12 protein-coding genes are annotated in these 12,639 nt (G+C 54.7%); 9 read left to right on the top strand and 3 right to left on the bottom strand.

Annotated features, from left to right (window positions below; translation table 11 throughout):
* Positions 1 to 6 precede the first annotated feature (6 nt).
* The 5 genes from C5523_RS13845 (at position 7) to C5523_RS13825 (ending at position 4,744) form a co-directional block, all read left to right on the top strand.
* Positions 7 to 1,020 carry an ABC transporter ATP-binding protein gene (locus C5523_RS13845; protein WP_079497480.1) on the top strand — a complete coding sequence of 338 codons (1,014 nt, stop codon included), beginning with the start codon at positions 7 to 9 and terminating at the stop codon, positions 1,018 to 1,020.
* Positions 1,020 to 1,961, top strand: a complete 942-nt coding sequence (locus C5523_RS13840) for an ABC transporter permease (protein WP_039079102.1) — start codon at positions 1,020 to 1,022, stop codon at positions 1,959 to 1,961. The genes C5523_RS13845 and C5523_RS13840 overlap by 1 nt, the downstream gene beginning before the upstream one ends.
* Complete coding sequence (locus C5523_RS13835) at positions 1,951 to 2,757, top strand: ABC transporter permease (RefSeq protein ID WP_039079101.1); 807 nt, start codon at positions 1,951 to 1,953, stop codon at positions 2,755 to 2,757. The genes C5523_RS13840 and C5523_RS13835 overlap by 11 nt, the downstream gene beginning before the upstream one ends.
* 25 nt (positions 2,758 to 2,782) lie before the next feature.
* The gene (gene patD / locus C5523_RS13830; protein ID WP_039079100.1) at positions 2,783 to 4,207 is read left to right on the top strand and encodes an aminobutyraldehyde dehydrogenase; all 1,425 of its coding nucleotides are present in this window, start codon (positions 2,783 to 2,785) and stop codon (positions 4,205 to 4,207) included.
* Positions 4,208 to 4,516: 309 nt separating this feature from the next.
* A complete protein-coding gene (locus tag C5523_RS13825) occupies positions 4,517 to 4,744 on the top strand; it encodes a hypothetical protein (RefSeq protein WP_052249252.1) in 228 nt (75 codons plus the stop codon).
* Positions 4,745 to 4,940: 196 nt separating this feature from the next.
* Here the strand turns inward: C5523_RS13825 and C5523_RS13820 are convergent, their stop codons facing one another.
* Positions 4,941 to 5,381 carry a hypothetical protein gene (locus C5523_RS13820; protein ID WP_108701350.1) on the bottom strand — a complete coding sequence of 147 codons (441 nt, stop codon included), beginning with the start codon at positions 5,379 to 5,381 and terminating at the stop codon, positions 4,941 to 4,943.
* A gap of 307 nt (positions 5,382 to 5,688) precedes the next feature.
* Here C5523_RS13820 and C5523_RS13815 point away from each other — a divergent pair, with 307 nt between their 5' ends.
* The 4 genes from C5523_RS13815 (at position 5,689) to C5523_RS13795 (ending at position 7,424) form a co-directional block, all read left to right on the top strand.
* Positions 5,689 to 5,985 carry a hypothetical protein gene (locus tag C5523_RS13815; protein WP_079497477.1) on the top strand — a complete coding sequence of 99 codons (297 nt, stop codon included), beginning with the start codon at positions 5,689 to 5,691 and terminating at the stop codon, positions 5,983 to 5,985.
* Positions 5,986 to 6,115: 130 nt separating this feature from the next.
* On the top strand, positions 6,116 to 6,373 hold the full coding sequence (locus C5523_RS13810) for a hypothetical protein (RefSeq protein WP_108701349.1): 258 nt from the start codon (positions 6,116 to 6,118) through the stop codon (positions 6,371 to 6,373).
* Positions 6,374 to 6,972: 599 nt separating this feature from the next.
* On the top strand, positions 6,973 to 7,146 hold the full coding sequence (locus C5523_RS13800) for a GhoT/OrtT family toxin (protein WP_064572403.1): 174 nt from the start codon (positions 6,973 to 6,975) through the stop codon (positions 7,144 to 7,146).
* A 104-nt stretch (positions 7,147 to 7,250) separates the two neighbouring features.
* Entirely contained in the window at positions 7,251 to 7,424 is a 174-nt protein-coding gene (locus C5523_RS13795) for a GhoT/OrtT family toxin (protein WP_108701347.1), read from the top strand.
* Between the two features lie 61 nt (positions 7,425 to 7,485).
* On the opposite strand, the gene C5523_RS13790 is transcribed toward C5523_RS13795, so the two are convergent.
* A complete protein-coding gene (locus C5523_RS13790; RefSeq protein ID WP_108701346.1) occupies positions 7,486 to 9,657 on the bottom strand; it encodes a virulence factor SrfC family protein in 2,172 nt (723 codons plus the stop codon).
* Positions 9,654 to 12,635: a virulence factor SrfB gene (locus C5523_RS13785; RefSeq protein WP_039079094.1), complete on the bottom strand. Its 2,982-nt coding sequence runs from the start codon at positions 12,633 to 12,635 to the stop codon at positions 9,654 to 9,656. Before C5523_RS13785 ends, C5523_RS13790 begins: the two co-directional genes overlap by 4 nt.
* Between the last annotated feature and the right edge of the window lie 4 nt (positions 12,636 to 12,639).

The following is a 12,639-nucleotide window of genomic DNA, read 5'->3' as shown; positions in this document are numbered from 1 at the left end:
TGATGTATGACCTATGCTGTTGAATTTGAAAATGTCTCGCGGCTGTATGGTGATGTTCGCGCCGTCGACGGTGTCAGTCTGGCGGTAAATGACGGGGAGTTCTTCTCAATGCTGGGGCCATCTGGCTCCGGCAAAACCACCTGCCTGCGTCTTATCGCCGGTTTTGAGCAACTGAGCGGCGGGGCTATTCGTATTTTTGGCCGTGAGGCCAGCGAACTGCCCCCCTGGGAGCGCGACGTCAATACCGTTTTCCAGGATTACGCGTTATTCCCCCATATGTCGATCCTCGATAACGTGGCGTATGGCCTGATGGTCAAAGGGGTGGACAAGAAAACACGCCATGCCAGCGCGCGCCAGGCGCTGGAAAAGGTGGCGCTGGATTTTGTTCACGCCCGTAAGCCATCGCAACTTTCCGGCGGCCAGCGCCAGCGTGTGGCTATCGCCCGGGCACTGGTTAATCAGCCTCGCGTTTTACTCCTTGATGAACCGCTGGGAGCACTGGATTTAAAATTACGCGAGCAGATGCAATTTGAGCTGAAAAAGCTCCAGCAGGATCTGGGGATCACTTTTATTTTTGTCACCCACGACCAGGGTGAAGCGCTGTCGATGTCCGACCGGGTGGCGGTGTTCAACAATGGCAAGATTGAGCAGATTGATACGCCGCGTGAACTCTATCTGCGCCCACGCACGCCTTTTGTGGCGGGTTTTGTCGGCACGTCTAATGTTTTTGACGACAGGCGCGCGGGCGCGTTGTGCGCGATGAACGGCGTTTACTCTCTGCGACCCGAGCATATTCGCCTTAATCAGCCGGGGGAAATTCAGGTCCAGGGGGTAGTACAAGCGGTACAGTATCAGGGGGCGGCTACCCGTTTTGAACTGAAACTTACCGACGGCGAAAAACTGCTGGTCAGCCAGGCGAACATGTCCGATGCGCTGTTGCCTGATACCTTAGCACCGGGGCAAACGGTGCTGGCGTCGTGGTCGCGAGAGGCGATGGTGCCGTTACAGGGAGCGGGGTGATGGAGATGAGCCTTTCCCGTTCACCCCAGCGTAAACCGGGCAGCCGCCTGAGTGGCCTGTTCTGGCGCAAACCGGCGCTGGGGTTGTTCCTGTTGTTGCTGGGGCCACTGATGTGGTTCGGCATTGTGTATCTGGGGTCGTTGCTGACGCTGCTATGGCAAGGCTTCTACACCTTTGATGATTTCACCATGTCGGTAACGCCGGATTTCACCCTGGCGAACCTGCAGGCGCTGTTCAATCCCGCCAATTACGATATCATCTTACGTACCTTCACCATGGCGGTCGCCGTGACGCTGGCAAGCGCTATTCTGGCCTTCCCGATGGCATGGTATATGGCGAAATACACCAGCGGAAAATGGAAAGCCTTTTTCTATATTGCGGTGATGCTGCCCATGTGGGCGAGTTATATCGTCAAAGCTTACGCCTGGACGCTGCTACTGGCGAAAGACGGTGTTGCCCAATGGTTTCTCGGTCATATGGGGCTGGAACCTGTACTCGGCGCGCTGCTAACGCTGCCTGGCATCGGCGGCAATACCTTGTCGACCTCCGGTCTGGGGCGTTTTCTGGTCTTCGTCTACATCTGGCTGCCGTTTATGATCCTGCCGATTCAGGCGGCGCTCGAACGGTTGCCGCCGTCGTTATTGCAGGCGTCAGCGGATCTTGGCGCCCATCCCCGGCAAACCTTTCGCCATGTGGTTTTGCCGCTGGCAATTCCGGGTGTGGCCGCTGGCTCTATCTTTACCTTCTCCCTGACGCTGGGTGATTTCATTGTGCCGCAACTGGTGGGGCCGCCGGGGTTCTTTATCGGCAACATGGTCTATTCGCAACAAGGGGCAGTCGGCAATATGCCAATGGCGGCAGCCTTTACGCTGGTCCCCATTGTATTGATTGCCCTTTATCTGGCGTTCGTGAAACGTTTGGGAGCGTTCGATGCACTCTGACCGCGCACCGTTATTTCTCAAAATTGCCGCCTGGGGTGGGGTTATCTTTCTCCATTTCCCGTTATTGATAATCGCCATCTATGCTTTTAATACCGAGGATGCCGCGTTCAGCTTTCCCCCGCAGGGCTTTACGCTGCGCTGGTTTAGCGTGGCGGCGGCGCGGGGCGATATCCTGGATGCCGTGACACTGTCACTGCAAATTGCGGCGCTGGCGACCCTTATTGCCTTAATCCTTGGCACGCTTGCTGCAATGGCTCTCTGGCGCAGTGAGTTTTTTGGCCGGAACGCCATCTCACTGTTGCTGCTGCTGCCGATCGCCTTGCCCGGCATTATTACCGGGCTGGCGCTGTTAACGGCATTTAAAACGGTGGATCTGGAACCCGGTTTTTTCACCATCGTTGTTGGTCATGCCACGTTTTGCGTGGTGGTGGTTTTCAACAACGTGATAGCCCGATTTCGTCGCACGTCGTGGAGTCTGGTTGAAGCCTCAATGGATTTGGGTGCCACCTCATGGCAGACGTTTCGTTATGTGGTGTTGCCCAATCTCGGTTCGGCGCTGCTGGCCGGGGGAATGCTGGCGTTTGCCTTGTCGTTTGACGAAATTATCGTCACGACCTTTACCGCAGGGCATGAACGCACCTTGCCGCTCTGGTTGTTAAATCAACTGGGGCGCCCGCGTGATGTACCGGTAACCAATGTGGTGGCGCTGCTGGTAATGCTGGTAACAACCATCCCGATTTTGGGCGCCTGGTGGCTGACCCGTGACGGTGAAACCGTAGCCGGAAGCGGCAAATAACTGACAACTCTGAAAGGATAGCGCTATGCAACATCAATTATTTATCAATGGAGCACTGGTCGACGGCGAAGGCGAGAAACAGGCCGTGTTTAACCCGGCCACCGGCGAGGTGTTGCTGGAGATTGCCGAAGCCTCGCCTGCGCAGGTAGACGCGGCGGTGAAGGCGGCCGATGAGGCCTTCAAAACATGGGGACAGACCACGCCAAAAGCACGCGCCGAGTGCCTGCTGCAACTGGCGCAGGTGATTGAAGACAATGCCGAAACCTTTGCAATGCTTGAGTCACTGAACTGTGGCAAACCCTTGCATTGTGTGCTGAGCGATGAAATTCCGGCGGTCGCGGATGTCTTTCGCTTCTTCGCAGGCGCCGCGCGTTGCCTGAACGGACTGGCCGCCGGGGAGTATCTGGAAGGGCATACCTCAATGATTCGCCGCGATCCGGTTGGCGTTGTGGCCTCTATCGCCCCATGGAACTACCCGCTGATGATGGCCGCCTGGAAGCTGGGGCCAGCGCTCGCGGCAGGTAACTGTGTGGTCATTAAGCCTTCAGAAATCACGCCGCTGACGGCGCTCAAACTTGGCGAGCTGGCGCAGGATATTTTCCCGCCGGGAGTACTGAATGTGCTGTTCGGTCGGGGGAAAACCGTTGGCGATCCGCTGACCGGGCACGAAAAAGTGCGCATGGTCTCGCTGACTGGCTCGATTGCCACCGGTGAGCACATCATCGGTCATACCGCCTCTTCGATTAAACGTACCCATATGGAGCTGGGCGGCAAAGCGCCGGTTATTGTGTTTGATGACGCCGATCTGGATGCGGTTGTCGAAGGCGTTCGTACCTTTGGTTTCTACAATGCCGGGCAGGACTGTACCGCCGCTTGTCGCATTTATGCCCAAAAAGGGGTTTACGATGCGCTGGTTGAAAAACTGGGTGCCGCGGTGGCGAGTCTGAAAATGGGCCCGCCGGATGATGAAACCACCGAGCTGGGCCCCCTGAGTTCCGAAGCCCATTTGGCGCGCGTCAGCAAAGCGGTGGACGAGGCGAAAGCATTAAGTCATATCCGTGTGGTGACCGGCGGCAGCAAGCGTGAGGGGGCGGGGTTCTACTTCCAGCCCACATTGCTGGCCGGGGCAAAGCAAGACGATGCGATAGTGCAACGCGAAGTCTTTGGGCCGGTCGTCAGCGTGACGGTATTTAATGATGAAGAGCAGGTGCTGGACTGGGCCAATGATTCGCAATATGGCCTGGCATCGTCCGTGTGGACCAAAGATGTTGGCCGCGCGCACCGCCTCAGTGCGCGTCTGCAATATGGCTGCACCTGGGTCAATACCCACTTTATGCTGGTCAGTGAGATGCCCCACGGTGGACAAAAACTTTCGGGGTACGGCAAAGATATGTCGATGTACGGGCTGGAAGATTACACCGTGGTTCGCCACGTGATGATCAAACACTGAGCTTTTAACCCGGCTTAGCGTGAGCGTGGGAGTTACCGTTTCTGTAGCTGTTTATTCACAGGTACAGAATAATTGAGGTAACTCTCACGCTTTATAATTTCTTGTGTGTCAAAAAACGTAAAGATGGTATATTTCTGACAATACTTAACGCGCCTTACCCGCGTAGCGTGACCAACATTAAAATAAAACCTACAAATGTAATACTGCATATCACGGCTGGGATTGTCACATTAATTTAATTAGTGCGACAACTTATCATCACATCCCGCCATTGATAATGTTGCTTTTTTAGTCTCTGGGGGAAACAAAATGAGTAAAGTCGTTGTGGTACTGCTGCCTGGCGGTATCCCTGAGTATTTGACGGTTAATGATAGCGACACCACCGTAACCTGGTCCGTAAACCAGACAGCAGAAGGCGCGTCCGGTCTGACGTTGCCTATAGAAACTTATTTCTGTGAAGGCGAGGAGCTTCATTTTGCCCGCTATGAACCTGCGTTAAGTAGCGCAATGACCGGGCAGTATTTTTTAAACGCCTGAAAACCATGCCGGTTAATTGTGCAATTGACAGGTAATAGCGTTTCATAAACGTTTTAAATAAACTTAGCAGGCTATGTGAAATAGAGCATGACCGGTGATGCGACGGCAGGGATGCACGGCGTAAAGCGTATTGCATATTAAACGCGTGAAAATAAAAAAGGGCGCAGCGGCCCTTAATATTCAAATGATTCGCAGGCTAGCGTTTCAGGATGTTTTCATTATCCCGTGGAGCCCAGTCTTTTTCTGAGAAATCATATATAGAATAAAACTGATCGCGTAACCCATTGGCGCGTAACATTCCCCGGACATCCGCTGGCAAATTCTCATCACGAAAAAGCTCAGCTATCACAAACATTGCGTCGCTAAAGGAGAGCTGTTTAATTTCAAAGGGTTTCCAGCCAGTACGCTTGAAAATAAGATGCCACAGAGCTTCTTCCCCGGCCAGTGCCACATAAGGGCTGGCATACTTCTCCCGATGACGAGACAGCAGGACTTCCAGAGTAAAAATATGTGCGACGCGTTGCTTCGCAGCAGATCCCCTGGCCGTCGTTTCGTTCGTCAGTTCCTCGTGCGTTATGTCATTGTTTTCACACACTCTGGTCTCGATGGCTTGCCATAGATCGTCAAACTTTTGCATTACTGTTACCCTGTAAGAATTAGTTACGGCATTGAGACAATACCAGAGAAATCAGCCATCCGCCAAAGCAAGCATCCGGTGAATTTATGACAAAAATGAAAGCATCCCGTTCTCTTTTTTTATGTCAATTTCATGCCAGGCTTAATCTTATGATTTATAAAAAACTTAACGTAAATCAAAAAAGAAAAATATATAACTCACGGACTGAGTGGCCTGAGAAAACAACCGGATGTTGCTTGCGATCAATATTGTCGTGGGGGGAGCGTCCTACATTGAAAGTTCATCTCCTCCTTAATGAGACGCCTCAATGAGAATCACACCGTGGGTGTTGATCGTGCTGGCTGTAACCAGTGTGCTGAGCATTGAAAACAGTCTGGCTAAAACACAGATATTGAGTGATGCACAGGTTAAACAAAAGGTGATTGAGGAGTCCATTGCAGCTTACCCGGGGCCATGTGCCTGCCCGTTTAATCAGGCCAGAAATGGCAGTAACTGTGGTAAGCGCAGCGCATGGAGCAAACCGGGTGGCTATGATCCTGTCTGCTATGCCAGTGAGGTGACACCGCAGATGATCAAAGACTGGCGTGAAGAACATAAACAATAGATGGCTCATGCAGTAGTGTCAGTTTTTGTGACTGAGCGCTTAAGCCCGCCATCCTGATGTTCAGCACGTTTTAATGCCGTTTACTCTCGCTGTTATATAGTGGCGCCAGTGAGATATTCAGGACGTTAAAATGTTCGAATTTGCATGCGATAAATGCGGAAAAACCGTGATTATCGAAGATTTGGCAGCCATCGCCAAAGATAAGGCGAGGGGAATAACCTATTGTCCCCATTGCCACGCCAGCATTGCAGACGAAAAAATTGTCGCTCATGCAAAAATCAGGGCGACTGAAATGATTCACGCCGCTCTCGATTCCCTTCAGGCGAGACGTAAAGCCTCCGGCACCGGGTCGACCACCACCACCAGAGAACTTCAAACGCATTCTTAAACGCCTTTTTCTTTCGTTGAATTATCAGAGCCAGCCTGTCATGTCCTTTGAAGGTAGACTGAGATGCCACAGTGTATGTTTAAGGGTTGAACAAGGGAGGTTTACATGTTCAGGCGTGCTTTCGTGAGTTTTTTCCTGTTTTGCGCATTTGCCGCAAACGCTGCTAATGGCGGAAATGGGGGGGACGGGGGAAACGGTTCTGATGGCGGCAACGGATCGGATGGTACGGCTGGCGTCAGCGCTGCGGGCCGCGCGGGTTGTCCGGGTGGCACAGATCCAGATCGGTCGGGAAAATTTTATCTTCCGGGTACAAAAGAGCAATGCAATCCCGGCAAGCAGGATGCAATGAAAAGCGCCAGGCAGTAGTGTTGAAGCGGGCTGATTTGCATCCAGCGATGGCCCGGCTTCGCAACGCGGGCATTACGAATACGGGTAAAGTACAGTAACAAGAAACGACGGTCACGCGTTGCCAGTCCGTAAAATCAGGGTGACATCAATTCCCCCCTCATGATAAAGCGCACGATTAGTGAAAAAACTTGATAAATATCAATAAAAGCGGCATATTGCGCCCGTTTTGTTATCACAGGGTTAGTGTGGCTATGTCGCTTTATCAAAAAATGCTGGTTTTTTACGCAATCATGGCGCTGCTTTGCGCAATTATTACCTGGTTTTTATCCAGCGACCGTAAACGGATCCGTTTTCTGAGCGCGTTTCTGGTGGGCTCAACGTGGCCGATGAGCTTCCCGGTGGCCTTACTGGTCTCACTGTTTTGATCTTTTGATAAAGAGTGACGCAAGGCGTGACCGGTTAGACAAAAATAACCTTAAAAAATGTGCAACATAGTCTGCGTATGTTTTCCATGGAAAGGAGGCGGACGATGGACTTGTTCATTAAGATGTTAATGTTTTATGCCGTGATGGCATTACTGACGGGCGTAGCGACCTGGTTTTTATCCAAAGAGACTCACCGGATCAAAACGCTCAGCGCGTGCTTAGTCGGCGCAACATGGCCGATCAGTTTCCCGGTTGCCCTGGTGTTCTCATTTTTCTAGCATACTGAGCGCGTGTAAAGCGATAAGGCCCGACCCACCGGTTATGGTGGCCGGGTCTTTTTTATGGCAGCAGCGTTTTGAGTTTCTTGCGCGCGGTGGGAGAAATATCATGCGGATGGCTATAACCCATGTTTTCCACTGACCGGGTATAGAGAGCGACCAGCCAGTCGTAAACATAGCGCGTTGCAGCATGAACAGGTTGTTCGCCTAAACGCGTTAACCGTTCCGTCGAGCCAGAACTCGCGGAGGCGAACACAGCGCTGCCTTTCTGCACGCGGCTGGCAGGGCGCTGCGCTTCCGGAACATCGGCATAACCCAGCCAGGCGACAAAATTACCAATGGCGGCGTACAACTGCGCCGCAGAAGCGGTATCGCGCTGCATAATCTTCTGCAACTGCTCCGGCATATTCAGTCGGTAGCTACTGATGATGATGATTTCCGCCATCTGCCGCACGGTGGCGGACGAGAGGCCAAGCCGGGCGGCGTTCTCATCATTACGACTCCACTGACGCAAGTGATTGATCCACATCGCGTGCGCCTGTTGGCCCGCATCACGCGCCACTTGAGGCTGTTCGCTGCTCTCTGCCGCCTCGCCAAACAGGTCGATGGCATCGTTAAACAAGCCACTGACCTGTTCTTCGCGCGGTTGCTGAACCTTCCACAGAGAGTCAAATTGCTGCATATCCGGCAGCAGGCCTTCCAGCAACTCGCCATGACGCGCCGCATGGGTCTGCAACTCACGCACGACCGCTTCTGCGCGGGTACGCTGAGCGGCATTCTCTTTTGCGGGGGCGATAAGCCAGGCCTGCATCAGATCGCGCAGCGCCAGTTGATGACGTTCACGCAGGGATTTGAAGCGATGCTGACGCAGCGCCGGGGCGGTTGCCTGGGCGAGCCACTCAAGAACCCGTTGTAAACTGCTGGCATCCAGCGCCTGCAGCGTACCCCAGTGCTGGCCCGGTTTCCCGACCAGTTGTTGCACCACTTCATCAAGATTCTGTCCGCTGGTAAAACGGGCATCGTGCGGGGTGATGGTCCAGACCAGGCCAGGCAGTGCGGTCTCATGGCCCGATTGCGTCTCCTTCACCCAGTTCAGTAACGCTTTCGCCGTTGCCGTCGTGGTTGAGCGATGCGCTGTGGCATTGCAAATCAGTAAGACATCCGGCTGTAATTGCTGACGATAGCTTTCCAGCAGCCAGCGGCATTTACTGTTCCACAGCGGATGTCTCTCCTGCGGCGCCGGGGTGGGGATATCCAGAATATCCACACCGTTCAGTTCACTGTTTTCGACCGGAAGCACCAGCTCTTTGGTTAACAGCGCCAGCGTCGAAACAGGAATACTGACCGCATTCTGTAATTGATCGTCCGACCACGGATGCACTACCACCTCACCGGCAATGGCTTCATTGTCCTGTTCCGTAGGGGTGAGAAAACCTTCGGTCGGCAGGGCGAAGTTATCGACTAACAGGCTCAACGGCGCCGCCAGTTCCCTGGCGTTTCCGGTCTGGTGCAGCGTATGCGCCAGCGATAGCCACTGTTGAGTTAACTCCTGTTGCTCACCCCACAGCAGTGCCCAGGCACTGGCGCGAGCGCTCAAGTCCAGCGATGGGAGAAGGCAGGCGAACTGATACCACAGCGCGTCGTCCATATGCTGTTGTGATGACGGCACCACCGAGCGCCAGAAACGGGCAATTCCCCCGACATCTTCCGCGCTAATGCCCGGTACCGGGTTTGGCTGGCGCAGTGCGCGCCATTTTGCCAGACGGCTTTCAATAACCGTCTTGTCGACGACACGCACTTCCGGCATGGCCTGCGCGTGCGCGATGAAGACCTGCACCAGTTCCGCCTCGCTAATCAGACGTAAGCGCAGGGGGAAATTATCATCAACACGCGGATTTTCGCGGCTGAAACGCAGCGCCATACTGGTCAACATATGGCCGGGGTTGAGATGGCTGAAATAATCCAGCGTCTTCTCACCCAGCAAGACATGTAAACGTCCGTTGCCGCTGTCGCACAGCGCGGCAAGTAAATGGGCTTTGGCTGCCTGAGCATGCCCGTACAGCCCAACGGTGCAGGGCATTTTTACGGCGCTTTCCAGCGCAGACTCCTGCGCCGTTAGCGCCGTTAAGCGCGCCCGTAGCGCGTCCGCGTCATCATCCAGCAACGGTGAAATCTGACGGTTTTCATTGATCCATGCACTGATCGCCTGGGTCGTGCTCATACTTGCACTCATTTCAGATACACACTCCCGCTGTCGATCCAGTAATGGCTGCCACTGTGGCGGCGATCGGCCAGCGTATTCAATTTGAAGGTTAACGCATCGGCGGGAACCGGCGTACCATCCTGCAGCCAGGCTTCGCTCAGAATAAACGATTCCGGCCCCTGGTGTTTGTTGCCGCCGCTAAATTGCAGCCGCACATTCAACACCCCGTCGCCTGCGATGGTTTTCGCCAGGTCAGAAGAGTTAATGCTCAGCGTGTAGAGCGGGGTGGCAGGCCAGCGGGCGTTTGCCAGTTGACGAAAACCGAGCGTGACATTACCACGCAGCGGGAAATGCAGACGGGCATCCAGCTTCGCGCCCGGTTTATCCAGATCGATATCGTGATACCAGATATTCTCATCGCGCAGGGTGTTGACCACGTTATCCAGCACGCCGAGATAGCGCACGGTCGAGTAGGCGCCGATGTCAGCGGCTTTAAAGTTAAAGCGCGGCAGACGCAGATCCAGCGCCAGGCTGCACAGCATTGCCCCTACCGCCGCGGTCGATTTCGGGTTGCCGATTTTGCCTTGCTGGCTGAACGGATACCACTCATGCACGCGGTACTTATCAAGCCAGATCATGCGGTTAACCGGCACCGGCTGCAAATGGCGAATCAACGCCTGCACACCCGGCAGACAGCCAGGACGTCCGGTAATCAACAGGACATCACAACAGTAATGGCTGATGGCTTCGCAGACCGCGTGCAGCGGCGAGGCAAGAGTAAATTGCCCGGCTAGCATCGCGTCCTGTAATTCGCGGAAGTTGACCTGAATCGGCACGCTCAGCACATCAAACTCCGGCGAGCCGGCAGGGAGCGCATGGTCGATCGCCTGTTTGAGGTAGTTCATCACGTTGCGCGTTGGCAACTGGCTCAACAGTTCGCCGAACGTGGCATACAGTCCGGCAAGCGGATCGTTAACATCACTCTCTTCCCACGCCGCCAGAATGGCATGGCCAATGGGCATGAACAGTTGCAGGGTGGTTTGTTGGCGCAACACCGCCTGCGTATCAATACGCCCGGAGTCGCCAAACAGGGTTGCCAGCAACGAGGCGGCATCCGTAATCCCGGCTTTTTGCAATTGGGTTTGCATCGCAGGCAGCACGCAGCGCTGAATCACATCCAGCAGCACATCGTCACCCGCCACTTTAAACCCTTCACGGAACAGCAATTGCGGGGTGATTTTAACGTTGCTGCCGGTACCATCATCAAGCTGATAATGGGTGATCGCCATATCGGTTGTGCCGCCGCCGATATCCACCGAGGCAACGCGCAGGGAGCGTCCCGGCCGCGCGCCTGGGGCTTCGGCCCGATCGGGACGGGCGAGGGAGGCAAAAAAGGTTTCGGTTTGCCCGGCGTAGCGGGAAATCGCCTCGTTATACAGCCAGACGAGTTGACCGCAACTGGCTTCGTCCCACTCCATCTGGATATGCGGAACCGGCACCACGCTTTTTTCCTGCTGCTTGCGATGCGCAAAGTCATCATCTTGTGGATGCCAGCCCATGGCTTTCCAGACCAGCGCAATGGCTTCGAACATCCGGCGGCGGAAAATTTCACGTTCCTGCTTCGGCATCGCCGACGGCAGGGTCAGAATAATGGTGCGCAACTGACGCGGCGAGGCGGGAAAGCCCAGACGCAAACGGGTGGCGACGCTATTAATCTGCCCGAGCGCCTGTGCCAGCAGCTCGCACAGCATATGTGTCATCAAGGTGCTGCGACTGTATTGTGGCGAAAAGACGGGCAGGCGCTCATCGACGGGTAGGGTATACAGCGGCTGACCTTCATCGTTCATCAGGTTCATCAGCGGAAACGCGGTTGCCAGAGGTTCGCGCTGCGTTTTGCTGTTCATCTGGCTAAAACGCCAGTCCTGCAATACCGGGGTTTCATCCCAAAGGTAACGGCGCGGGCTGGAAATTCCGCTGTTGCCTTCGGTTCCCAGACGCTGCATCGCCAGTTTGCGGGCCTCGTCGCCGACACGCACAATAGAAGGCCAGATAAACGCGTCTTCGCGTCCGCTTTCTACCGAGAAATGCTGTTTGCCAAAGCGTGCTTCGGAGAACTCCAGGCGGCTGGTGAACAGGGGTTCATTAAGGAATTGCGGTTCGCTTAAGGAACGCACCTGCAGCTCGGCGGTCTGGCGCAGGCCATCGTTGGCATCGCCATGATCTTCAATAATGACGCCACAAGTGTGGGTGTTGCCAACATCGAGAATTAAATCCACCGGGATCGCCGGGGTGCTCAGCGTGTGGGTGACAATTTTCACCTCAGGCACCAGAAGCTGCGTTCCCAGCAGGGTAAGCAGGTTCAGCCAGTGCGCCTGATATTCAAAGCTGCGCAACGCCTGGGTAATTTCACGCTCACTGCGTTGTTCATCCTGATTGATGTGCTGAAGAAACGCTTCCCGTAACCAGCCATCTACCCAGGTTTGATCGAGAAAATCCGCCACTTCGTCATCACGCCAGGCCAGCGCGAAGCGTGTGCCGTTAAGAATATCGTTCTCTTGCGGTGCCAGCGCTGACGGGGAGTTGCCGTTGATCTGGCTGTCGAGGGCCAGGGTTACGCGGTGGGTATTCCCGGCGCCATCCGGTTCACTCAGTTTACGAATCTGTACCCGCGCCCAGTTTTCTGGCCCTTCGACGAAGGTACGCGGCGGGTTGAAGCGTAAGAACGGTATGGGCAGCCACACGCCATCGAGCACCGCCAGCGACGCGTGCAGCGACTGGGTGCTTTCCGGTTTGACCACCTCGGGCATGCCGCCATTGTGCGCCGGTAGGGTATAGCGTTCATTGACCAGATCGTAATCCAGGCGCAACAGTGGACCGTTCGCCGTCTTACGTACAAAGCGACCGCTTTGTGCCGACTCCTGTGGCGTCAGGCCAAAATCAAGAAACTGGACGCCACTGTTGGCGATAAGTGTGACGCTCTGTTTGTAATCACAAAGATTAACCAGCATAAAA

The sequence above is a fragment of the Phytobacter sp. SCO41 genome (genome assembly GCF_003073275.1).
GTDB classification, from domain to species: domain Bacteria; phylum Pseudomonadota; class Gammaproteobacteria; order Enterobacterales; family Enterobacteriaceae; genus Phytobacter; species Phytobacter diazotrophicus.
This window is presented reverse-complemented; position numbering and strand designations above follow the sequence as displayed.